The sequence below is a fragment of the Nonomuraea jabiensis genome, from assembly GCF_014204795.1.
GTDB lineage: Bacteria > Actinomycetota > Actinomycetes > Streptosporangiales > Streptosporangiaceae > Nonomuraea > Nonomuraea jabiensis.
Map to the genome: position 1 here is coordinate 5921156 of NZ_JACHMB010000001.1, position 22746 is coordinate 5943901.

Annotated in this window: 20 protein-coding genes; 7 read left to right on the forward strand and 13 right to left on the reverse strand. The window is 72.3% G+C overall.

Annotated elements, in window-relative coordinates; genetic code table 11:
* Nucleotides 1-12: 12 nt before the first annotated feature.
* Nucleotides 13-633 carry a hypothetical protein gene (locus HD596_RS27345; protein WP_185072171.1) on the reverse strand — a complete coding sequence of 207 codons (621 nt, stop codon included), beginning with the start codon at nucleotides 631-633 and terminating at the stop codon, nucleotides 13-15.
* A gap of 150 nt (nucleotides 634-783) precedes the next feature.
* Between HD596_RS27345 and HD596_RS27350 the strand changes: the two genes are divergently transcribed.
* A complete protein-coding gene (locus HD596_RS27350) occupies nucleotides 784-1971 on the forward strand; it encodes a L,D-transpeptidase (RefSeq protein WP_185072172.1) in 1188 nt (395 codons plus the stop codon).
* A 194-nt stretch (nucleotides 1972-2165) separates the two neighbouring features.
* On the opposite strand, the gene HD596_RS27355 is transcribed toward HD596_RS27350, so the two are convergent.
* Nucleotides 2166-2831, reverse strand: coding sequence for a response regulator (locus HD596_RS27355; RefSeq protein ID WP_185078752.1), 666 nt, complete (start codon nucleotides 2829-2831; stop codon nucleotides 2166-2168).
* 86 nt (nucleotides 2832-2917) lie between these two features.
* A complete protein-coding gene (locus HD596_RS27360; RefSeq protein WP_185072173.1) occupies nucleotides 2918-4039 on the reverse strand; it encodes a sensor histidine kinase in 1122 nt (373 codons plus the stop codon).
* 197 nt (nucleotides 4040-4236) lie between these two features.
* Here HD596_RS27360 and HD596_RS27365 point away from each other — a divergent pair, with 197 nt between their 5' ends.
* The 3 genes from HD596_RS27365 (at nucleotide 4237) to HD596_RS27375 (ending at nucleotide 7076) form a co-directional block, all read left to right on the forward strand.
* Nucleotides 4237-4677: a hypothetical protein gene (locus HD596_RS27365; RefSeq protein WP_185072174.1), complete on the forward strand. Its 441-nt coding sequence runs from the start codon at nucleotides 4237-4239 to the stop codon at nucleotides 4675-4677.
* Nucleotides 4674-6128 (forward strand): multicopper oxidase family protein, encoded by a 1455-nt coding sequence (locus tag HD596_RS27370; protein ID WP_185072175.1) that lies wholly within the window; start codon nucleotides 4674-4676, stop codon nucleotides 6126-6128. The genes HD596_RS27365 and HD596_RS27370 overlap by 4 nt, the downstream gene beginning before the upstream one ends.
* A gap of 72 nt (nucleotides 6129-6200) precedes the next feature.
* Nucleotides 6201-7076 carry a fumarylacetoacetate hydrolase family protein gene (locus HD596_RS27375; protein WP_185072176.1) on the forward strand — a complete coding sequence of 292 codons (876 nt, stop codon included), beginning with the start codon at nucleotides 6201-6203 and terminating at the stop codon, nucleotides 7074-7076.
* A 46-nt stretch (nucleotides 7077-7122) separates the two neighbouring features.
* Here the strand turns inward: HD596_RS27375 and HD596_RS27380 are convergent, their stop codons facing one another.
* From HD596_RS27380 to HD596_RS27405, 6 genes are read right to left on the reverse strand one after another with little or no spacing between them, the layout of a single operon-like run.
* Complete coding sequence (locus tag HD596_RS27380) at nucleotides 7123-9348, reverse strand: family 43 glycosylhydrolase (protein WP_185072177.1); 2226 nt, start codon at nucleotides 9346-9348, stop codon at nucleotides 7123-7125.
* Nucleotides 9345-10814 carry a sulfatase family protein gene (locus tag HD596_RS27385; protein ID WP_185072178.1) on the reverse strand — a complete coding sequence of 490 codons (1470 nt, stop codon included), beginning with the start codon at nucleotides 10812-10814 and terminating at the stop codon, nucleotides 9345-9347. Before HD596_RS27385 ends, HD596_RS27380 begins: the two co-directional genes overlap by 4 nt.
* The gene (locus HD596_RS27390; protein WP_185072179.1) at nucleotides 10811-11779 is read right to left on the reverse strand and encodes an aliphatic sulfonate ABC transporter substrate-binding protein; all 969 of its coding nucleotides are present in this window, start codon (nucleotides 11777-11779) and stop codon (nucleotides 10811-10813) included. The genes HD596_RS27385 and HD596_RS27390 overlap by 4 nt, the downstream gene beginning before the upstream one ends.
* Nucleotides 11780-11805: 26 nt before the next feature.
* Entirely contained in the window at nucleotides 11806-12576 is a 771-nt protein-coding gene (locus HD596_RS27395; RefSeq protein ID WP_185072180.1) for an ABC transporter ATP-binding protein, read from the reverse strand.
* The gene (locus HD596_RS27400; RefSeq protein ID WP_185072181.1) at nucleotides 12573-13373 is read right to left on the reverse strand and encodes an ABC transporter permease; all 801 of its coding nucleotides are present in this window, start codon (nucleotides 13371-13373) and stop codon (nucleotides 12573-12575) included. Before HD596_RS27400 ends, HD596_RS27395 begins: the two co-directional genes overlap by 4 nt.
* Nucleotides 13370-14593 carry an ROK family transcriptional regulator gene (locus HD596_RS27405; protein ID WP_185072182.1) on the reverse strand — a complete coding sequence of 408 codons (1224 nt, stop codon included), beginning with the start codon at nucleotides 14591-14593 and terminating at the stop codon, nucleotides 13370-13372. The genes HD596_RS27400 and HD596_RS27405 overlap by 4 nt, the downstream gene beginning before the upstream one ends.
* Before the next feature lie 221 nt (nucleotides 14594-14814).
* Between HD596_RS27405 and HD596_RS27410 the strand changes: the two genes are divergently transcribed.
* The gene (locus HD596_RS27410; RefSeq protein WP_185072183.1) at nucleotides 14815-17640 is read left to right on the forward strand and encodes a beta-galactosidase; all 2826 of its coding nucleotides are present in this window, start codon (nucleotides 14815-14817) and stop codon (nucleotides 17638-17640) included.
* 273 nt (nucleotides 17641-17913) lie between these two features.
* Here the strand turns inward: HD596_RS27410 and HD596_RS27415 are convergent, their stop codons facing one another.
* On the reverse strand, nucleotides 17914-18246 hold the full coding sequence (locus tag HD596_RS27415) for a putative quinol monooxygenase (RefSeq protein ID WP_185072184.1): 333 nt from the start codon (nucleotides 18244-18246) through the stop codon (nucleotides 17914-17916).
* Nucleotides 18247-18536: 290 nt separating this feature from the next.
* Between HD596_RS27415 and HD596_RS27420 the strand changes: the two genes are divergently transcribed.
* Nucleotides 18537-18704 (forward strand): hypothetical protein, encoded by a 168-nt coding sequence (locus tag HD596_RS27420; RefSeq protein ID WP_185072185.1) that lies wholly within the window; start codon nucleotides 18537-18539, stop codon nucleotides 18702-18704.
* Nucleotides 18705-18907: 203 nt separating this feature from the next.
* Nucleotides 18908-19672, forward strand: a complete 765-nt coding sequence (locus tag HD596_RS27425; RefSeq protein ID WP_185072186.1) for a class I SAM-dependent methyltransferase — start codon at nucleotides 18908-18910, stop codon at nucleotides 19670-19672.
* Nucleotides 19673-19875: 203 nt separating this feature from the next.
* Here the strand turns inward: HD596_RS27425 and HD596_RS27430 are convergent, their stop codons facing one another.
* The 3 genes from HD596_RS27430 to HD596_RS27440 all read right to left on the reverse strand — a co-directional run bounded on the left by HD596_RS27430 (nucleotide 19876) and on the right by HD596_RS27440 (nucleotide 22726).
* On the reverse strand, nucleotides 19876-20760 hold the full coding sequence (locus tag HD596_RS27430) for a fructosamine kinase family protein (RefSeq protein WP_185072187.1): 885 nt from the start codon (nucleotides 20758-20760) through the stop codon (nucleotides 19876-19878).
* Nucleotides 20761-20818: 58 nt separating this feature from the next.
* On the reverse strand, nucleotides 20819-20962 hold the full coding sequence (locus HD596_RS27435) for a hypothetical protein (RefSeq protein ID WP_185072188.1): 144 nt from the start codon (nucleotides 20960-20962) through the stop codon (nucleotides 20819-20821).
* A gap of 285 nt (nucleotides 20963-21247) precedes the next feature.
* The gene (locus HD596_RS27440; protein WP_185072189.1) at nucleotides 21248-22726 is read right to left on the reverse strand and encodes an MFS transporter; all 1479 of its coding nucleotides are present in this window, start codon (nucleotides 22724-22726) and stop codon (nucleotides 21248-21250) included.
* Nucleotides 22727-22746: the final 20 nt, after the last annotated feature.

The following is a 22746-nucleotide window of genomic DNA, read 5'->3' on the forward strand; positions in this document are numbered from 1 at the left end:
AAAATGTGACAGTCAGGCGAAACGTTCTACGGTGACCGGAATCAGGCCCTGCTCGCGGATCGCCTGCCGGTGGTGGTCCAGCAGCGCCCCGAGCAGGCCCGCCGGGGCGCTCCCGAGGCGTACGGTCACGTCCACGCACCACGCGATGCCCGCGCCGATGCTGCGCAGCTCCCAGGCGAAACCGTCGCCCGACGCCCGGCCCGCCACGCGCGGGTCGTCGGCGGGCTCCAGGCGCAGGGCCGCGCGGGCGTTCGCCAGGCCGTCCGCGTCGAAGTCGCCCGCGAACAGGATGCGGTAGCGGCGCGCGTCCGGCGACGAGCCCAGGTCGAGCGGGGCGGCCGTGGGCAGGGGCTGGCGCTGCCGGAAGAGCCCGCGCAGCCGCTCCTCCTCGGGCAGCTCGCCCCCGCCGAGCCGCGCGTACGCCCGCGCCGCCGCGCGCCGGTCCACCGGGGTCGCCAGCGCGCGGAGCCGGGCGTCGGAGCGCAGCTCGCGGCTCACGTCGGGGGAGGGGTACCACCTGCCGCTCTCCGGGCTCCACCCGGCGCTGTCGATGCCGGCGGCGGTGTAGTCCTGGTGGAGGGCGAACTCCTCCACGAGGATTCCGTCGGGGCCGGAGATCAGGTAGTAGTCCATCCGCCCCATGATTGTCCGGGGCGGAGGGCACGGCAATCTCCCACGCGCGCCGCATGCCCGCAGCCGTCGGGGGCAGAACTGCACGGGGCTATAGAAATGCCGTCGTAATGTGAAATGTCCCTATTTGTCAGGTTCTGGGAGGCATCAGCGATGCGGAACGGCCGGACCCTACTCGCCGGCACCTTCGCCACGGCCCTGCTCCTCGTCGCCGGCTGCAGCTCGGACGGCTCGGGCGGCGGCCCGGGCGCGCCCGCCAAGTCGCAGGAGCAGGGCCCGGTGGCCAAGCTGTCGATCACCCCGGCGAACGGCACGAAGAAGGTGGCCCCCGACACGGGGGTCAGCGTCAAGGCCACCGACGGCAAGGTCACCAAGCTCACCGTCGCCGACGCCAAGGGCCGCGAGGTACGCGGAGCCCTGGGCGCGGACGGGACGTGGCGTCCCGCGTGGCCGTTGCGGCCCTCGACGGCGTACACGGTGAGCGCGCAGGCCACCGGCACGGACGGCAAGCCCGTCACCGCGCGGTCCACGTTCACCACGCTCAAGCCGAAGCGGGTGCTGGAGAGCGGCATGTCCCCGCTGGACGGTGAGAAGGTCGGGGTCGGCATGCCCGTCCAGCTCCTGCTGTCGCAGCCCGTGACGGCCAGGAGCGACCGGGCCGCGGTCGAGCGGTCGCTGGAGGTGCGGATGTCCAAGCCGGTCGAGGGCGCGTGGAGCTGGGTGAGCGACCGCGAGGTCCAGTTCAGGCCGCGCGAGTACTGGCCGGTCGGGGAGAAGGTCACGGTGGTCGCGCACCTGGCCGGGCTGCGGGCGGGGCGGGACGTGTGGGGCACGAAGGACCGCAGCCTGACGTTCACGGTCGGTGACGAGCACATCACCAAGGTCAGCAACGCCACCCACGAGGCGGTGGTGCGGAAGAACGGCGAGGTCGTCAAGACCATCCCGGTCAGCCTGGGCAAGCCCGGGGACGACAGCTGGTCCGGCGTCATGATCGCTCAGGAGAAGGCCGCGGAGACCATCATGGACTCGGCCACCATCGGCAAGCCTGGCGAATACCGCATCCGCACCAAGTGGAACGTCCGGATGACCTACAGCGGCACCTTCTTCCACGCCGCCCCCTGGTCGACCGGTGCGCAGGGCAACAGCAACGTCAGCCACGGCTGCGTCAACGCCAGCCCGGCCAACGCCCGCTGGTTCTACGAGTTCACCCAGCGAGGGGACATCATCGAGGTCAAGGGCACCTCGCGGAAGCTGCAGTTCGGCAACGGGCCGACGCCGTGGGCGAAGTCGTGGGACGACTGGCTGGCGGGCAGCGCCCTGGGCAAGCCGATCAATGGCTAGTCGCCCTGTTTACGTCACCATCCGGGCCGGGCATGGTCTGGGAGGCACACTGGAAGTGTCATCACCTTCGAGGGAAGGGCGTTGTGATACTGCGTGCCGAATGACGGAATCGGACGGGGAATGGCCCGGCTTCCCGCCGTGGCCCTGTGGCTGCTGATCTGGGTCCTGAACGCCTACGAGTTCCTGCTGACGATCTAGGCGCCCGTCCCCGGGACCACCAGGCCGGACTCGTACGCGACGACGACCAGCTGCGCCCTGTCGCGCACGCCGAGCTTGGTCATCGACCTGCTCACGTGGGTCTTGGCGGTGGCACCGCTGATCACCAGGTGCTCGGCGATCTCCTCGTTGGACATGCCCCGGGCCACCAGGGTCACGATCTCGCGCTCGCGGCCGGTCAGGCGGTCGAGGCCGGGCGCGGGGGTGGGCCGGGGAGGGGTGCTGACGTACTCCTCGATGAGGCGGCGGGTCACCGAGGGCGACAGGAGCGCGTCGCCGCGGGCGGCCACCCGCACCGACTGGAGCAGGTCGCCGGGCTCGATGTCCTTGAGCAGGAAGCCGCTGGCCCCGGCCCGGAGGGCGGCGAAGACGTACTCGTCGAGCGCGTAGTTGGTGAGGATGACCACGCGGACGCCGTCGAGGTCGGGGGCGGCGCCTATCCTGCGGGTGGCCTGGATGCCGTCGAGCAGCGGCATGCGCACGTCGAGCAGCGCCACGTCCGGGAGCAGGCGCCTGGCCAGCTCCACGGCCTCCACGCCGTTGGCCGCCTCGCCGACCACGGTGATGTCGTCGGTGAGCTCCAGCAGCGCCCGGAAACCCGCCCGGATCAGCGGCTGGTCGTCCGCCAGCAGAACCCTGATCACCCCTGGACCCGCCGTCACGCCGGGCCCACCGCCCGCCCCGTCGGACGCCGTCATGCCGGGACCGTCACCGCCCCCATCGGCCCTCGTCATGCCGGGACCCGGACGGGCAGCTCGGCGCGGACCGCGAAGCCGCCGTTCTCGTGGGGGCCCGCGGTGAGCGAGCCGCCGATGGCGACCGCGCGCTCGCGCATCCCGATCAACCCCATCCCCGGCCCGGCGGTGCCCGCCTCGCCGTCGTTCTCCACCCGCAGCACGATCCGCGCCGGATCGTATTCGACCGCGACCGTGACCGTCGCGGCGCCCGCGTGGCGCAGCACGTTGGTCAGCGCCTCCTGGGCGATGCGGTACGCGGCCCGGTCCACCTCGGGCGGCAGCGCGTACGGCGTGCCGGCCACGGTGTGCGCCACCCGCAGCCCCGCGCTCTCGGCCCTGGAGACCAGGCGCGGCAGCCTGGACAGCCCCGCCTCCTCCGGCTCGCTCTGGCGCAGCACGCCCAGCGTGGCCCGCAGCTCGCGCATCGCCTCGTGCCCCGACTCCTTGATCGCGGCCAGCGACTCCCTGGCCCGCGCCGGGTCGCGCTCCAGCAACTGCATGGCCACCGCCACCTGGACGTTGACCACGGAGATGCTGTGGGTGAGCGAGTCGTGCAGCTCCTGCGCGATCCACAGCCGCTCCTCGCCGGCCCGGCGCAGCGCCGCCTCCTCACGGGTGCGCTCGGCCTCCTCGGCGCGCTGCTCCACGGCCCGCAGGTAAGCCCGGCGGTGCCCGGCCAGCTCGCCGATCACCACCATGGCCACCAGCCACCCGCTCAGCAGCCCCGTCCAGCTCCCCGGGGGCGGATCGTCCTCGGCGATCGCCATGAGCCCGTACACGCCCGCGGCCAGCGCCACCGACAGCCAGATCGCCGCCCTGCGGCGGCCGAGCGCGGCCAGCGTGTAGATCGAGGCCAGCGCGGGCGCGGAGGTGAACACGCCCGGGTAGTGCAGCGCGTAGTAGACGACCCCGGCGGCCGCCGCGACCACGCCCGCCGCCAGCGGCGCGGTGCGCCGGAAGGCCAGCGTCAGCGACGCGACCACGATCAGCGTCAGGCCCATCGGGTCGAGCGGGCGCTCCAGCGGGCCGGTCCACGAGAGGTTCGCGTACGTCCCTCCCGTGATCGCCGCCAGGGCGGCCGCCGCGACGAGGGCGTCCGTTCTCCGGCTGTCCATGCTGACAAGGTAGGCGACCGGGCCCGGGCCGGTCGTCGCCCCACGGTCGTATGTTCGCGGCCCTGGTGCAGGCCAGGCGTCATCCCACGGTCGTACGTCCGCGGCCCCGGACGGGCGGCGTACTCCACGGGGCGTATGCCGGGAAGCCCTCCCCCGTGGGACGCGGCTCCAGGGGGCCTGCCTGGAGCATTCCGTGCATGACCGCAACACCCTCCCCTCCACCCGGCTGGATCGTCTGGTCGCTGCGGGTGCTCGCCACCGCGCACCTGGCCGGAGTGCTCGGGCAGGCCGCGCTGGCCGGGTTCTTCGCCACCGGCGACGTCGACCTGCTGGCCTGGCACCAGAACAACGCCGGGTTCACGCACGCCCTGCTCTACCTGCAGCTGGTGGCGGCCGTCCTGCTGTGGCGGCCGGGGCGGGGGCCGGGCCGGCCCGCTCTGGCCAGCCTGGGGCTCGTGGCGCTGGAGACGGCGCAGGTGGCGCTGGGGCAGTGGCGGGTGCTGGGGCTGCACTTCCCGATCGGCATGGCGATCTTCGGGCTGTCCGCCGTCTTCACCGTCTGGACCTGGCGGGCGTTCCGCCGCCGCGGAGCCGGCGCGGACGTCTCAGCCGGCGCCGACCGCCCGAGCGCCGCATGAGCGCCCTGACCAGGCGAGGGTTCCTCGGGGTGCTGGGCGGGGCCGCGCTGGCCGCCGCCGGGTGCGCCGAGATCTCGGGAGAGCTGCTGCGCAGCCGGCTCACCCTGCCCCGGCCGTTCACCGTGCCGCTCCCGATCCCCGAGGTCGCCCGCCCGGTACGCCCCGGCCGCTACGAGGTGACGCAGCGGGCCGCCCGGATCGAGATCATCCCCGGCACCACCACCGAGGTCCTGGGCTACGGCGGGACGTTCCCCGGGCCCACGTTCGACCTGCGGCGCGGCAGCCGCGTCACGGTCGCCGTGCGCAACGAGCTGAGCGTGCCCACCTCCACCCACCTGCACGGCGGCGTCACTCCGCCCGGCTCCGACGGCTACCCCACCGACCTCGTGGCACCCGGAGGCGGCGCGAAGGACTACGACTACCCGCTGGAGCAGCGGGCCGCCACGCTGTGGTACCACGACCACCGGATGGACTTCACCGGGCCGCAGGTGTGGCGGGGGCTGGCCGGGATGGCGCTGGTGCGCGACGAGGAGGAGGACGCGCTGCCGCTGCCGAGAGACGAGCGGGAGCTGCCGTTGATGATCTGCGACCGGGCGTTCGACGAGGACGGCTCCTTCCGGTACCCGAGCCCGCCCGGCGCCGGTCACGCCGGTCACCGAGGTCACATGATCCCGGTCGGGGGCGACTACATGGAGGGCGTCGAGGGCGACGTGATCCTCGTCAACGGGGCGCCCTGGCCGGTGGCCGAGGTGACGGCCACCCGCTACCGGCTGCGGCTGCTGAACGCCTCGAACGCCCGCCGCTACCGGCTCCGGCTCGCCCCCGGCGGCCGGTTCACGCAGATCGGGAGCGACTCCGGCCTGCTGGCCGCGCCCGTCACGCACGACGAGCTCCCGATCTCGCCGGGCGAGCGGTACGACGTGGTGGTGGACTTCTCCGCCTACCCCGTGGGCAGCGCGGTCACCCTCGTCAACACCCTCGCCGGCGGCCCCGCCCGCAACGTCATGCGCTTCGTCGTCGCCCGCCGGGCCGCCGACGACACCGCCGTACCGGCCGTGCTGTCCCGCCCGCCCGGGCGCGTGGCGCCCGTGACCACCCGCGGGTTCGACTTCCGCAGATCGTCGGAGGGGGTCTGGACGATCAACGGCCGCCCCTACCGGCCCGGCGTCCCGCTGGCCCGCCCCCGGCTGGGCACCGCCGAGGTCTGGCGCCTGTCCAGCGACTTCCACCACCCCGTACACGTCCACCTGGCCCATTTCCTGGTGCTGGCCAGGAACGGCCGGGCCCCCGCCGCCTCGGACGCGGGGTGGAAGGACACCGTGGACGTGCGCCCGTACGAGGTGGTGGACGTGCTGGCCCGCTTCGACGGCCACCGCGGCCGGTACATGCTCCACTGCCACAACCTGGAGCACGAGGACATGGCGATGATGGCCGACTTCGAGGTGATCTGACCCGCCAGAAGCCTGCCCGGCCGGGTAGGGAAGACTCTCATCAGACTCGTCTGATGAGAATGAGGAGCAGGCATGCACATCGTACGGTTCGTCAGCCCTTTGACCGACGCTCCCGCGGTCGGCGTCGACGACGGCGAGCAGGTGGTGGAGCTGGCCGGCGTCACGACCGTGGCCGAGCTGCTGCGGCTCCCGGTCGAGGGGCTGCGCGAGCGGCTGGCGGGGGTGGACGGGCCGGGCCACCCGTCCGCGTCCGTGCGGCGGCTCGCGCCGGTGGACGGGCTGATGGAGGTCTGGGCGGCCGGCGTGACGTACCGGCGCTCGCGCGAGGCGCGGGTGCTGGAGAGCGAGCGCGCCGCCGACGTGTACGAGCTGGTCTACGACGCCGAGCGCCCGGAGCTGTTCTTCAAGTCGGTGGCCTGGAAGGTCTCAGGTGACGGCGGGCGCATCGCGGTGCGGTCGGACTCCGAGATCGACGTGCCGGAGCCGGAGCTCGGCCTGGTGCTGAACACGGCCGGGGAGATCGCCGGCTACACGGTCGTCGACGACGTGAGCTCGCGCACCATCGAGGGCGTCAACCCGCTGTACCTGCCGCAGGCCAAGATCTACCTGGGCGCGTGCGCGGTCGGCCCGGCGATCAGGCCGGTGTGGGAGGTGTCCGACCCGTACGCGCTGGACATCACGCTCACGATCGCCAGGGGCGGCGAGACGGTGTGGGACGGCAAGGCGTCCACGTCGGGCCTGCACCGGCGCCTCGACGAGCTGGCGGGCTACCTGTTCCGCGCCGACTCCTTCCCCGACGGCGCCGTGCTGGCCACCGGCACCAGCCTGGTGCCCGACCTGCCGTTCACGCTGCAGGACGGCGACGCGGTGACGATCGGCATCGCCGAGGTCGGCACCCTGACGACCACCGTGGTCAGGGGCCTGGAGGCCATGCGCCGCCCGGTGTGAGCCCCGCCGCCGCCCTCCTCGGGAGGAGGAGGGCGGCGGCCCGGGGTCAGTCGCGGTAGGTGCGGACGTAGTCGAATTTCGCGAGGGCTCCCGACCGGTTCATCGAGATCAGCCCGATCCTGAGCGGCCCCTTCGCCGGAAGGGTCCACACGCCGTTGCGCACCCAGCGCCGGCCGTCCCGGCTGGTCGCCGCCCGCACCTCGTTCTCGCCGTTGGCCGCGTCGAAGTGGTACGACATCCGCAACCACATCGTCCCGGCCGCCGGCCCCCCGAACATCGGCCCGTTGAACACGGCGGTCGGCGGGGTGGTCGTCGGCCGCTCGCCCTCCTTGAGGAACTCGCTGACCTGCAGCACCGCGCCGTTGCCGCGTGCCAGCGGCAGCACCGAGTGGGCCATCTTGAAGTACCGGTCGTCGTTCTCGTACAGCACGAGCCCGGCCTGCTGGTTGCCCTCCGTCGGCGCGAAGTCCAGCTTCGCCTCCACGGTGTAGTCGCCCTGCGGCGCCTCCCGCAGCAGCACCGACGCCGTGTTGGTGCCCCGGTGCAGCTCGGCGTTCTGGGTGGGCCAGGACAGCACGCCGCCGGAGACGGCCGCCCCGGCGGCCGGGCCGCGCACCCACTGCCACTTCGCGTCGATCGCCGTGCCGTCGAACTCGTCGCTGAAGCCCGGCAGCAGTGCCCCGGGCGTCGGCTCGGGCACCCGCCGCGTGACGGGCGTGTACAGCGTGGCGGCGCCGACGTTGTCGGCGTCGGCCGCGCCGCGCGCCACCGCGCCGACCGAGCCGGGGCGGGCGGCGGCCCGCGGCAGGGTGCGCGTCTGCTCCGCGACCGGGTCGCCGAGCTTGTCGCCGCTCACCTGGACGGTCAGCCGGGTGCCGCGCAACTCGGCGACCACGGTGTGCCAGGTGCCGAGGTCGAATCCGGCGGGCAGCGCGGTCACCTGCGCGCCGCGGCTCGTGCCGCCGATCACCACGTCGGTGACCAGGGCGTTGCGGTCCCTGTCGAGCCAGGCCACCACGTGGTTGTTCCGGTTGACGTGGGCGAGCGTGAGCCCGGCCGCGCCCGCGGACACCCGCAGGTCCGCCTGCGCCCGCACGTCGGCGGCCGGCGCCTTCCTCGCCGAGACCACGTAGGACAGGGCGCCCGTGTGGCCCGCGTACCCGTGGGCGTCCTGGCCGGTCCTGGCCTGCCAGCCGGGGCCGGCCTGCCAGCCGTTCAGGGAGCCCTCGCCGAAGGTGCCCCCGGCGTCGTACGAGGTGACCGGCGCGGGCTGGGCGCCCTCCGACGGACCGGCCCCCGCGCGGACCACGGGCCAGCCGTCGATCCAGTCCAGCCGGTCGATCAGCAGCGGGCGCTTGGTCAGCCCCGACGGCCCGTTGGTGATCGGCGGGAAGTCCGGGTCGGCCGTCGAGATGGCGTGGTAGACCAGCCAGTCCTGGCCGGACAGGTCCGTGACGAAGCCGCTGTGGCCGGGCCCGGCCCAGCGGTTGCCGTTCGCGCCGACGACGATGGCGCCCTTGGTGGTCAGCTCCATCAGGTCCACGCCCTCGTCGTCCGTGAACGGGCCGAGCGGGCTGGTCGCGCGGCCGGCCTTGACCTGGTAGCCGCTGTAGGAGCCGTCGCAGCAGCCGGCGTCGGAGTAGAACAGGTAGTAGAAGCCGCCGCGGCGGACCACGTACCCGCCCTCCATCCGGCGACCCCTGGCCACCTGCGTCACCGGGCCCTCGACGCGGGTGGCGTCGGCGTTCATCCGCGCGGCGCAGATGGTGTCGTAGCTGCCCCAGTACAGGTAGTGGCTGCCGTCCACGTCCGTGAACTGGGCCTGGTCGATGTTGAACGTCGGGCAGGCGTCCTGGGCGGCGGCCGGGAGCACGTCGCCCCGGTCGGTCCACGGCCCCGTCGGGCCCGGCGCGGTGGCCAGGCCGACGTCGCCGGAGGCCAGCGAGTAGTAGAGGTAGTACTGGCCGCCGACGTACCGGATGTCGGGGGCCCAGAGCCGGGCGCCGCCGTGCCAGGCGGGCTTGGTCTGAGGGGTGAAGACCTCGCCGGCGTACTCCCAGCTCACGAGGTCCTTGGAGCGCAGGATCGGCAGCATCCGCTCGCCGGCCTCGCCCTTGCTGTTGAACACCGGGTTCTGGGTGCCGTAGGCGTACCAGAGCCCGTCCCTGGCGTGGATCACCGTCGGGTCGGGCAGGGAGTCGACCACGCCGGCCGAGACCGGGTTGGTGAACAGCCCGGACAGCAGGGCGGCGACGCCTAAGAGGATCTTCATCGGGTGGTGCCCTCTTTCTCGAAAGCGCTCAGCGTGGGGTCGTAGTCGGAGGGGCCGATGTCGTACATCGGGGTCATCCAGTGGTAGAAGTTGTCGCCGCGCTCGCGCAGCAGGTCGTACAGCCTGCGCATCAGGCGGCGGCGGACCGGGGCCAGCTCGGGGTGGGTGTAGCGGTTGCCGAGCTCGTATGGGTCGGCGTGCAGGTCGTACAGCTCGTTGACCGACTCCGGGTTGACGACGAGCTTGTAGCGGTCGTCGCGGAGCATCCGCTGCGGGTAGGGGAAGTGATGGCCGTGGAACTCGGCGAGCAGCTCGCCCGGCCACTCCGGCCGCTCGCCCCGGACCAGCGGCACCAGGCTGCGGCTGTCCACCGCCGGCCCGGTGTCGCAGCCCGCCAGCTCCAGGATCGTCGCGGTGCAGTCGGTGAGCGTCACGAACTCGGTCCTGACCTGCGGTTCCTCGCCGGGGATGCGGACGATGCCGGGGATGCGGTAGATGTCCTCGTACATGGCCGGGCCCTTGTCGTGCAGCCGGTGCGCGCCGGTGAACTCGCCGTGGTCGGCGGTGAAGAAGACCGAGGTCTCGCCCGACAGGCCCAGCTCGTCGAGGCGGTCGAGGATCCGCCCGAGCTGCCGGTCGATCAGCGTCACGTACCCCCAGTAGACCGCGATCAGCTTCCGCGTGACCTCGATCGGGATCGTGTCGAACGTCCAGTGCTCGCTGTAGTTGCGCTGCACCGGCGGTTTGCCCTCGAACGTCTCCGCGATCGAGGGCGGCAGCTCGACCAGCGCCGGGTCGTACATGTCGAAGTACTCGTCCGGCAGCAGATAGGGCAGGTGCGGTCCGAAGAAGTGCGCGGCCAGGAAGAACGGGCGGCCGTCGGCCGCGTACCTGTCGAGGTGCTCGATGGCCCGCGTCGCCAGATAGTGCTCGAACGTGGCCTCCTCCGGCTGGTGCAGCCGGGCGGCCAGCAGGTTGCCCTGGTTGCCGTTGGGCGTGGTGCCCCGGATCAGGTCCGAGATCCGGTACGGCGGCAGCCCCCGCTCCTCCAGGTACGCCAGGTAGTCGGGATGATCGACCGGGTTGTGCCAGCCGGGCAGGTCGGGCCCGTCGAAGCCGTAGGAGGCGGCGTTGCGCGTGGTGCCCCCGTGCCACTTGCCGATCAGCCCCAGCTGGTAGCCGCGCTCCTTCAGCGCGCCGGGGAAGGTGAACGCGTCCTCCCGCAGGTCCTCCAGGTAGCCGACGTTGCGCTCGTAGTTCGCCAGCAGCCGGTGCCGGAACGGCGCCTGCCCGGTGAGCAGGCTGGCCCGCGCCGGTGTGCAGATGGCCGTCGGCGTGTAGAACCGGTCGAACCGCGTGCCGGTCGCGGCCAGCCTGTCCAGGTTGGGCGTGGCCACGTGCGGGTTGCCGTAGCAGCCGAGGGTGTCGACGCGGTGCTGGTCGGTCATCAGGAACAGCAGGTTCACTTGCTGAACGCCTTCTCGTAGAGGTCGCCGGTGTAGTACGTGGCCGGGTCGGGCCGCGACTTGAGCTGGCCGGTGCCGACGAAGAAGTCGCCCAGGCTGTTCAGCCACTTGGCGACCGTGCCGTCCTTGGTCTTGGCGACCAGGTCGGCCGTCGTCATCGTCTGGACGTTCGCCGCGTCGGCCTTGACCTTGGCCGGGTCGAGCTTGAGCAGCGTGGCGGCCTCGGTGATCGCCTCGTCGGGGTGGGCGGCCCGCCAGTCGTTGGCCTCCTGCAGCACCTTGATGACCTTGCCGGTGAGCTCCTGGTCCACCTTGGCGCCGCCGACGAACGCGGTCGGGAACGAGTTCTCCGGGAACTCCCTGGTGCTGGCCACCTCCACCACGCCCGGCACCTTCTGCTTGATCGTGTCGATCAGCGGGTACCAGATGCCGGCGCCGTCGATCTGCCCGGCCGAGAACGCCGACACGATGGTGGCCGGGTCCATCGGCACCTTCTGGATGTCCTGGACGGTCATCCCGGCCTTCTTCAGCGCCAGGTTGAGCACCATGTCGCCGGAGGTGCCCTCGGGCACGCCGACCTTCTTGCCCTTGAGGTCCTGCATGGTGGAGATGCCGGGGCGGCCGATGACGCGGTCGGCGTAGGCGAGCGTGTTGATCGCGACGACCTTGGCCTTGCCGGAGGCGGGCAGCCACATGGCGCCCGGGCCGATGTAGCCGAAGTCGAGGTCGCCGGCGCCGAGCGCCTGGATCTGCAGCGGCCCGTTGGTGAAGACCTTGATCTCGGGAGTGAGGCCCTGCTTCTTCCACAGGCCCTGCTTGTTCGCGATCGCGAGCAGGCTGGCGCCGTTGTAGTCGCTGATGTAGCCGAAGCGGACCGTGGTGCCGTCGCCGGAGCAGGCGGTCACGGAGAGTGCCAGCACGGTCGCCGCCGTGGCGGCCGTCAGGGCGCGGCGAAGAGAACGCATGGCGGGTGGCTCCTTTCGGGAGAGGGTCAGGCCGCGGGAGCCTGGTGGTAGACGGAGTGCCAGACCTCGTTGCGGATCCGCCCGAACTCGGGCGACAGCCGCATCTCCTCTGTCCTCGGGTAGGGCAGGTCCACGTCGATGACCTGCTGGACGCGGCCGGGCCTGGCCGCCATGACGATCACGCGCCTGGCCAGGTAGACGGCCTCGTCCACGTCGTGGGTGATGAACATGACCGTGCGCTGCTCCTGGCTCCAGGTGTCGAGGAGCTGGTCCTGCAGCTGCACCCGGGTGAGCGCGTCGAGCGCGCCGAACGGCTCGTCCATGAGCAGGACCTGCGGGTTCACCGCGTACGCGCGGGCGATCGCGCAGCGCTGCTTCATGCCGCCGGACAGCGTCTTGGGCAGCGCGTCGGCGAAGTCGGACAGCCCGACCAGCTCGATCGCCCGCTCGGCCCGCCGCCTGCGCTCGTCGGCGGGCAGCTCGGCCAGCTTCAGCCCGAACTCGACGTTCTTGCGCACGGTCAGCCACGGGAACAGCGCGTACTGCTGGAAGATCACCCCGCGCTCGGGCCCCGGCCCGGTCACCGGCACGCCGTCCACCAGCACCTCGCCCGACGTGGGCTCGACCAGCCCGGCCGCCATGCTCATCAGCGTGCTCTTGCCGCACCCCGACGGGCCCACGACCGTGACGAACTCGCGGTCGGCAATGTCCAGGGACACGCGGTCGAGCGCGGTGAACGTGGTGTCCTTCATCGGGTACGTCTTGACCACGTCCCGGAACGAGATCTTGCTGTTCATCGGCGTTCCTGCCAGTCGGTGAGGTGGCGCTCGGCCAGCAGCAGCAGCCGGTCCATCAGCAGGCCGAGCACGCCGATGGCGATCAGGCCCACGAAGATCGTGGACAGGTCGTAGTAGAGCTGGGCCTGCTGCATGCGGAAGCCCAGGCCCTCCTGGGCGGCGATCAGCTCCGCGGCGACCAGCGTGCCCCAGGCCGAGCCGAGCCCGACCCGCATGCCGACCAGGATGAACGGCGTGGAGGCCGGCACCACGACCTTGAGGAAGATCGTCCGGTCGGACGCGCCGAGCACGCGGGCGGCGTTGATCAGGGTCCTGTCCACGTCCACCACGCCCTGGAAGGTCGCCACGACGCTGGACAGGAAGGCCGCCAGGAAGATCACGAAGACCTTCGGCACCTCGCCGATGCCGAGGAGCACGATGGCCAGCGGGATGATCGCCAGGGGCGGGATGGTCCGGAAGAACTGGATGTAGGGCTCGAGCAGGCCGCGGGCGGTGGCGTACCAGCCCATGAGGAAGCCGACCGGGACGGCCAGCAGGGTGCCGAGCAGGAAGCCCAGCAGCACCCTGCGCAGGCTGGCCAGCGCGTCGCCCAGGAGCGTGCCGTCGGCGATCAGCTCGCCTGCCTTGGCGGCGACCTCGAGCGGGGTCGGCAGGGCCTGCACGCCCAGAACGCCCAGCAGCGTCCAGACGGCCAGCCCGGCGGCGACCGCGATCAGGTTGAGCGCGACGGCCCGCTGGGGACGCCTGGGGGAGCGCCGCACCGCCGGGGGTTTGGCCAGCGTGGTGAGCTGAGTCATGGGTGCCTCTGCTTGGTGTCCTCGAGGAGGTCGGGCGCGAGATCGGGGCCCGCGGGGTAGCGGGACAGCAGCGGGGACTCGTGCAGCACCAGGGCGATGCCGCCGAGGGCGCCCGCGGCCTCGCCGAGCGTGGCCCGGCGCAGGCTGACGCGGTGCCTGGAGACCGGCATGACCTGGGCGCGCAGCGCCCGCTCGACCGGCTCGATCAGCGCGGGACCGGTCTCCGCCAGCTCGCCGCCGATCACGATCACGGAGGGGCCGATCGCGTTGCACACGGCCGCGAGCACGCCGCCGATCGTGCCGCCGACGCCCTTCAGGAGGGTCAGGGCCGTGCCGTCGCCCGCCCTGATCGCCTTCACCAGCTCGGGCACGTCGTCGGCCCGCCCGCCCGCGGCGCGGTAGGCGTCCAGCACGGCTCTTATCGAGGCCACGGTCTCCAGGCAGCCGGTTCCGCCGCAGCCGCAGGGCGCGCCGTCCGGGTCAACCGTGATGTGGCCGAACTCGCCGGACAGCCCGTACGCGCCGCGGTGCAGCGCGCCGCCGACCACCAGGCCGCCGCCGACACCGTGGGACAGGCGCAGGTAGAGCACGTCCCGGCCACCGGCGGCGGCGCCCCAGATCGCCTCGCCCAGAGCGGCCAGCCTGGTGTTGTTGTCCAGCAGCACCGGCGCGCCGAACCGCTCGCGCAGCAGCGACTGCACGGGGTGGGCGGGCTCGTCCGCTTCCAGGTCGTCCTCGGGCTCCGGCCAGCCGACCGGGCCGACCACGCCGGCGCCGATCGCGCTGAGCGCGCCCAGCCGCAGGCCGCCGTCGTTGAGGGAGCCGACGAGCCGTTCGGCCAGGTCCACCCGGCGCTCCCAGGACAGGTCGGCGTCGTGCGGCTCGCTGGCCGAGCCGACGATCTCGTGGGCCAGGTTGACGGCGGCGACGTGGACCGCGCGGCGGGCGAAGTCGATGCCGATGGCCTGGCCGGCCTCCGGGTTGAGGGTCAGCGTCTCGGCCGGCCGGCCGCGCCCGCGCGGGGCGTCCTGCGGGCCGGTGGTGACGACCGCGCCACCGGCGACCAGCCCGGCGAGGATGTCGTACAGGGTGGTGCGGGACAGCTGGCAGAGCTTGCCGAGCTCGCCCCGGCTGAGCGGGCCGTGCTTGCGCAGCAGCCCGAGCACGAGCTCTTCGTGCCCGCGCCGCAGCTGTGCCAAGGGGCCACGGGGGTGTGACATAACGCGAAGTGTGCCGACCTCGCGTGTTTTTCGTCAATAACCCGGAAAAAACACAAATACGGCGATGAACTGGGAGAACGCCGCGCGAAGGGTTTCGCGACGCTCGTAACGTTCCGGTAACAGGCCGTGCGCGGTGATCGTCGCGCAGGTCTCATCCGTTGACTTTTGTTTGGATGGTCGCCAAATTAAAGACAGTCCGCAGCCGACCCTGGAAGGCGACCATGAGGCGCTTGCTCGCGGTGTTCCTGGTCCTGCTCTGCGTCCTGCTGGGAGCGCCCGCGGGCGTCGGCGCGGCCGCGCACGAGGTGACGTACGACCGGTACTCGCTGAAGGTGGACGGCGAGCGGCTCGTCCTGCAGTCGGCCGAGTTCCACTACTTCCGGCTGCCGAGCCCCGAGCTGTGGCGGGACGTGCTGGAGAAGTTCAGGGCGGCCGGGTTCAACGCGGTCTCGATCTACTTCTCGTGGGCGTACCACTCGCCGAAGCCCGGCGTGTACGACTTCACCGGCGTGCGCGACGTGGACCGCCTCCTGCGGACCGCCCGGCAGGCCGGCCTGTACGTGATCGCCCGCCCCGGGCCGTACATCAACGCCGAGAGCACCGGCGGCGGCCTGCCCGCCTGGGTGAAGACCGTGCCGGGGCGGGCCCGCAGCAGCGCGCCCGGATACCGGGCCGCCTACCGCGAGTGGCTGCACCGGATCAACCCGATCATCGCCCGGCACCAGGTCACCCGCGGCGGCCCGGTCATCCTCTACAACGCCGAGAACGAGTACCAGGTCAACACCGACGCCGCGTACATGCAGGACATCCAGGACCAGGCGCGGGCGGACGGCATCGACGTGCCGATCACCACCAACGACTGCTGCGACGCCGGGAGCTGGAGCTCGACGTGGGCGACCGGCCCCGGCGCCGTGCAGATCCCGGGGGTGGACGACTACCCGCAGTCCTTCGAGTGCGCCGACCCCGGCGTCTGGGGACCCTGGGGCGAGGGGCTGACCGAGCGGCTGCGCGACGACATCCCCGTCTTCGCCGCCGAGTACCAGGCGGGCGCGATCGACCTGGGCAACGCCGGGTACGACAAGTGCCGCGAGCTGACCGGCCCGGCCTACATGAAGTACTTCTACAAGAACAACCTGGTCACGACCGGGGCGACGATGTTCTCGTACTACATGGGGTACGGCGGCACGAACTGGGGCTGGCTGGCCCAGCCCAACGACGTCTACACCTCCTACGACTACGGCGCCGCCATCACCGAGGCCCGGCAGCTCACGCCCAAGTACGACGAGTTCAAGCGCCAGGGCTACTTCCTGGAGGCCGTCGCGCCGCTGGCCAAGACCGAGCCGATCACCTCGCCGGCCGCGCCTGACAACCCCGCCCTCACCACCACGGCCCGCGCGAACCCCGACACCGGCACCCAGTTCGTCCTGGTGAAACATGCCGACCGGGCCGCCACCGGCACCGACGACGCCACCCTCGACTGGGCCGCCCCCGACGGCCGCCACCGGGTGCCCGTGCGGGTCAGGGGGCGCGACGCGCACGTCCTGGTCGCCGGGTACGACCTGGGCGGCCAGCGCCTGGTCCTGTCCACCTCCGAGATCATGACGCACGCCCTCATCGGCGGGCGCGACGTCGCCGTCCTGTACGGCACCGCGGGCTCGCCCGGCGCCACGATCCTGCGCTACGGCTCGCGGCCGGCGGTCAAGGTGCTCGAAGGGGACGTGCGGGCCGAATTCACCGGGAGTGACCTGCGCCTCGACTACACGCACGACAGGCTTGCGCGGGTGCTCGTCACGGGTGGCGGGCGGCGGCCGCTGCTGCTCCTGCTCGGCACGGACGAGACGGCGGCCGGGTTCTGGCGGGCCGGGACGGGGGCGGGGCCGGTGCTCGTACGCGGCACCGAGCTGGTCCGCTCGGCCTCGGTGAGCGGCGAGACCCTGAGGCTGGCGGCGGACACCGCGGGCGGGCCGGTCGAGGTGTTCGCGGGCCCCGCGGTGAGGCGGCTGCGGATCGGCGCGGAGGACGTACCCGTCACCCGTACCCCGAGCGGGTCGCTCGTGGGCGCCACCCGAGCCCCCGAACCGGTCCGGCTGCCCGCGCTGACCGCCTGGCGCTCCCGCGCCGAGGCCCCGGAGGCCGCGCCCGGCTTCGACGACTCCCGCTGGACCGCCGCCGACCACACCACGACCATCAGCCCGCACCCGCCGAAGACCCTGCCGGTCCTGTACGCCGACGACTACGGCTACCACTACGGCAACGTCTGGTACCGGGGCCACTTCACCGCCGCCGGATCCGAGACCAGGATCGACCTGAACGCCGTCACCGGCCTGCGCGGCAACTACCTCGTCTGGCTGAACGGCCGCTATCTCGGCTCGGCCGCCGGAGGCGTGGAGGCGGACTCCGGCGACGCGTCGACCCCGCCCAACCCCGATCCGGGCCCCGGCCACTTCGACGTCCCGCCGGGCGTGCTCAGGCCGGGCGCGGACAACGTGATCTCCGTCCTCGTCGCCAACATGGGCCACAACGACGACTGGATCGCCGACGACCTGCGCTTCAAGCAGCCGCGCGGCCTGGTGGCCGCTTCCGTCGGCGGCACCCCGATCTCGTGGCGCATCCAGGGCTCACCGGGCACGGACCCGCTGCGCGGCCCGCTCAACAACGGCGGCCTGTACGGGGAGCGGACGGGCTGGCATTTGCCGACTTATCCCGATAAATCATGGAAAACCGCCAGCGCTGAGCTGGCCCCCGGCGTCACCTGGCTCCGGACCGCGTTCCGCCTCGACCTCCCCAAGGGCCAGGACGCGCCGGTCGGGCTCCGCTTCGGCGGCGAGCCGTCACCCGCGTACCGGGTGCAGATCTTCCTGAACGGCTGGAACGTCGGCCAGTACGGCGGCGACATCGGCCCGCAGCGCGACTTCGTCCTCCCCGCCGGTCTCCTGGACGAGCACGGCACCAACACGATCGCCCTGGCCGTCACCGCCGAGCAGCCCGTGACGGGCCCCGGGCCGATCACCCTGTTCACCTACGGCAACGTCCGCACCACCCGGTAGGACCCGTACTCCGGCGAAGGTCCCTTCGGGGGGAAGGGGGCGGCCGCCGCGCTCGGCCCCCGAGACTTCGGAGGCCGGCCGTCGCGCCCGGGCTCCGGGACTTCGGGGGGCTGGCCGTCGCGCCCGAGCTCCGGGACTTCGGGGGGCAGGCTGTCGCGCCCGAGTCCTTGGACGTCGGGGGCCGGCCGCCGCGCCTGAGCCCGGGGTTACGGAGGGCCGGCCGTCGCGCCCGAGCCCCGAGGATACGGAGGGTCGGCCGCTGCGCGCTGGCCGCTAGTCGTGGTCCGGGACGGCCAGTTCGCCGAGCAGGGACCAGTCGTTCTGCGGGACGGTGGCGTTCACGATGCGCGGCGTCTCGGCGAGGTGGGGCGGCAGCGTCTGCTGGGCCTGCTTGAAGTGGGCCGACTGGACGTGCGCCGCCCCGGCGTCGCCGTCGCGGAACGCCTCCACCAGGACGTACTCCACCGGGTCCTCGACGCTGCGCGACCAGTCGAACCACAGGCAGCCCGGCTCGGCCCGGGTCGCCTCGGTGAAGTCGGCGACGATCTCCGGCCAGCGGTCGGCGTGCTCGGGCAGGACGCGGAACTTGGCGGTAATGAAGATCATCGGGCTGGCTCCTTCGAGTCCGTGAGGATCAAGCGTCTGCGACTCTTTATATTTACCTGAGCACCTCTGGCAAATCGGGCGGGCGTGGCCGTGGCGGGCACCGTCCGCTGGTCGGGCACACGGCTGGAGGCCTGTGAGGTGCGGGTGCGGCGGGCGCCCCGGGCGGCCCGGGTGGGCTTGCGGGAGCGGCGGGCGCGGGCCACGCTGCCCTCCACCACCAGCTGGATGGTGCGGGTTCCGGTGGCGCGGTCGGTGCGGGTGGCGTGCTGGCGAGCAGGCCACGGGCGAGGGTGCGTTCGGCCGCTGCCCAGTCCCGGTCGCATGACAGCCCGCACGCGCGGCAGCAGGCCCACGCCCAGCCCTTCTCGGCGGCCCGCTCGGGCGCCGGGCAGTGGGTGACGATCGAGGTGCACCGCCCAGTGCCCGCCTACCCCCTCGGCCCGCCGGTCGTACCGTGACGTCGTAGGGCGGGAACGGGTTGGCCGCATCGTCGCGCCCCGCTGGCCCCGGCTGCTTCTAAGCGGCCTGGTCGTGGTGCGCTTCGGTACGGCCGTGCCCGATACGGGTGCCGGGATCAGCGGCGCACTTCGCCGCGCCCGCTTGGCGCCGTAACCCGAAAAGCAGTGGCCGCGCTGGCTCGGGCCCACATACGTTCGCCGCCATGATTGACGCAAATTTCGGGCATCCGCGCCTCGCCGCCATCTACGACCCACTCGATCCGGACCGCAGCGATCTCGACGCGTATCTCGCGATGGCGGAGGAGTTCGGCGCGCGGTCCGTGCTGGACATCGGGTGCGGTACGGGCGTGTTCGCACTGCTGCTGGCCGAGCGCGGGATTACGGTCACCGGGATCGATCCCGCGCGGGCGTCCGTCGACGTCGCGCGCGGCAAGCCGGGCGCGGAGCGGGTGCGCTGGCTCGACGGCGACGCGGGGGACCTGCCGCCCATGCAGGTCGACCTGGTGACGATGACCGGGAACGTCGCCCAGGCGATCGCCGATCCGCAGGCATGGCGTACGACGCTGCGCGGCGCGTACGAGGCGCTGCGGCCGGGCGGGCGGCTTGTCTTCGAGACACGCGATCCGGCGCAGCGCGTGTGGGAGGAGTGGGCGGAGTGGACGCGCGAGACCACGTACCGCATGACGGACATCCCGGGCGTCGGCCACGTCGAGACCTGGGCCGAGTTGACGGACGTGAGCCTGCCGCTGGTGAGCTTCCGGGGCACGCACGTGTTCGCTGCGGACGGGGAGGTACTGACCTCGGAATCGACGCTTCGCTTCCGCGAACGTACGGAGATCGAGGGGGACCTGCACGAGCACGGCTTCGTCGTCGAGGACGTACGCGACGCACCCGACCGGCCGGGCAGGGAGTTGGTGTTCGTGGCGCGGCGCGATACCGCGGAGCCCGTCTCTCCCGGAATGCCCTAGGGAGCGTGCGCACCACACAGCCACGGGAAAGAGCGCCAGATCGGCTGCTGTGCGATGGTTCACCCACTCTACGATCCCCGCCTCGCTGCCGCCGTCCGGAAGGTCGTCGTGCTCGACGGTGGCTGGCTGTGCCCGGATGTGGGCCGGGCCGGGTGACCATCTGGTCTTGGAGGCAGCACACTGACCGGCCGATGCGCGTGATCTCAGGGCCGCTGCCGGAACGGGGCGAGCGTGGCGCGCACGAGATCGGCGGCGCCCCAGTCGGGGTCGAACTGGGCGATCACGGCCAGGTGCTGGCGCAGCTGGAGGATCGGCATGCGTTCGCGCCAGTCACGGTCGAGCCCGGTCAGCTCGGCATACAGCTCGAAGAACACGTGCGCCTCGGGCGGCGGCGCCGTCGTCCACAGGTGGGCCAGGTCGACCTCGGCCCACGTGTACGACACGGCCGGGTCGATCAGCGCGGGCCGCCCGTCGGGGGTGGCCATGACGTTCAGCGCCCACAGGTCGCCGTGCGTCAGGCACGCGGGCCTGACCGGCAGCAGCTCGGGCAGCCGGTCGCACAGCCGCTCCAGCGCCGCCCGGTCCGCGGCGTCGAGCGCTTCCTGGACGCGACGCTCGCCGAGCCAGCGCAGCAGACGGTGCTGGGCGAAGAACTCGAACCCGTCGTCATCCCAGGTGTTGACCTGCCGACGACGGCCCAGCCAGTTGTCGCGGTGCCACCCGAATCGGGGGTATCGCGTGGTGGTGTGCAGGTGGGCGAGCGCATGCGCGAGCTGCTCCCAGAAGGCCTCGGTGCCCGGCCGGGGCGGCAGCGCGGACAGCACGAGCAGGTCGCGGTCCGCGAGGATGATCTCGGGCGTGGGGATGCTGCCCGCCTCGCGGAGCACGGTGAGCCCTTCGGCCTCCGCGGCGAAGGCGTCGTCCGATGGCGGCTCGCCGAACGCCTTGACGAACACCGACGTGCCGTCACCGCGGCGCGCGAGCCCCGCGGTCGCGGCGAGGCCTCCAGTGGCTGGCTCGACCGCGACAACGTCGGTCAGGCCGGCCGCGTGCAGGCGTTCGAGCAGGAAGGACGTCGCGTCTGTCAAGGTGTGCTTCTCTCTGCTGGTCACGCGTCATGGCAATCATGGCCGAGCCAACGGCGGCTCACTCATTGGTACCGGCTGTGCCCCTCTGTTGGGTGCGCTCGCCCTCGGCAAGTTCGCCGTCGACGTAGGCGACCTGTCCGCGGTAGCGGACGTGCAGGTTCCGCTCGATCCGCCGCCGCTCGTCATCGACCGCCTCCAGCACCTCCGCCCGCGTCCGCGGGCGCGCTCGCCCGTACCGCCGGACAGCGCCCGCCGGCGCACGCCCCCGGCCAGACCCGGGGCGACGATGCCGCCCAGCCGGCGGTTGACCCGGACTCGATCGGCCTCGGCCGGTCGGCCGGCGCCACGGAACGCCCAAGGCCGGAAACCGCGCGGCGACAGCACACGGAAGGTTTCCACACAGCTGGCCAACCCCGGTGTCCTGGTGGATACCGCCGCACCGGTTCGCCTCAGCCGGGCCGTGGTGTCCGCGCGTGGCATGGGTTCTCTACTCGGCGTGCTCGACTGCGGCTTTCGGGAGTGCGAGCATCACGAGGGCCGTGATCAGGTAGAGCGCGGCGGAGGCGATCAGGACGATGCTGAGCGCGTGACTGTAGCCGGGCAGCACCGGTGCTCCGGTGGCTGAACCGGTGACGGAGGTGAAGAAGATCGTGCCGAGCACGGCGATGCCGGCGGCGCCGCCGATCTGGTTGACGGTGGAGAGCACCCCGCCCGCGGCGCCTGCGTTGCGTCCGGGGACGCCTGAGAGGACGACGTTGACGAGAATGGGTGCGGCGAGACCGAGCCCGAGGCCACCGATGAAGAGGGCGAGGGCGAGGAGCCAGTATCCGGGATCGTCGCCGTCCTTGACGATGGCCCACAGGACAAGCTGAGATGCCGCGATGGTGAGAGAGCCGGCGATCAGGAGCGTTCTGCCCGCCTTGGCGGCGAGAGCGACGCCGAGGCCGGAGGTGATGATCGAGCCGAGCGCGTACGGGAGGATCACCAGGCCGGTCTCCCATGCGGTTCGGCCGGTTCCGTTCTGGAGGTAGATCGAGAGGGTGAGGAAGTACGACCCGATGCCGCCGAAGAAGAGCGCCGAAGCGCTCAGGCCGACTGCGAAGGCGCGGATTTTCAGCAGGGCTGGGTCGAAGACAGGTTCGTTTCCGCGTCCGGTGAGACGGCGCTCGTAGGCGAGGAAGATCGCGAGCACGATGGTTCCGGCTGTGAGGAGGGCGTAGCCGGCCCAGGTCCATCCCCATGTCTCGGTCTGGATGATGGGCAGCAGCAGGAGAAGGATGCCCGTGGCCGCGAGGAGCGCGCCTGGGAGGTCCAGTCGCGCGATCGAGGCGGAGCGGGACTCCGGCAGGACCTTCCCGCCGATGATGAGCGCCAGGATCGAGACGGGCACGTTGATCCAGAAGATCGTGCGCCAGCCCAGGTCGAACAGGTTGATGTCGACGAGCAGCCCGCCCAGCAGCGGGCCGGCGACCGAGGCGAGGCCCTGGACGGCTCCGTAGGCGCCGAACGCCTTGGCCCGCTCGCCCGGAGCGAAGGAGGCCCGGATGATCCCGAACACCTGCGGGACCATGATCCCGGCGGTCAGTCCCTGCCCGGCCCGCATGCCGATGAGCATCCCCGGATCGACGGCCAGCGCGCACAGAGCCGAGGTGAGTACGAACCCGGCCAGCCCGATCAGGAACAGCCGCTTGCGGCCGTACTGATCTCCGAGCCGTCCGCCGGTGATCAGGCCCGCGCCCAGGGCGAGGGTGTAGGCGGCGATCGTCCACTGGATCTGAGCGGCGCCGGCACCCAGATCCTGGGCTATCGCCGGGGCCGCGACAGTGACGATCGTCGCGTCGAGAAGGTCCATGAAGGAGCCGAAGAGCACCACCAGCAGCGCCATGGTCGTGCCGGCGCCGGCGCTGAGTGTCGGAGATGCCCCAGTGGCGCGGGTGCCCTCTCGGGGGCTTGGTGAATCGGTCATGCCGGCCACCATCGTCGGCA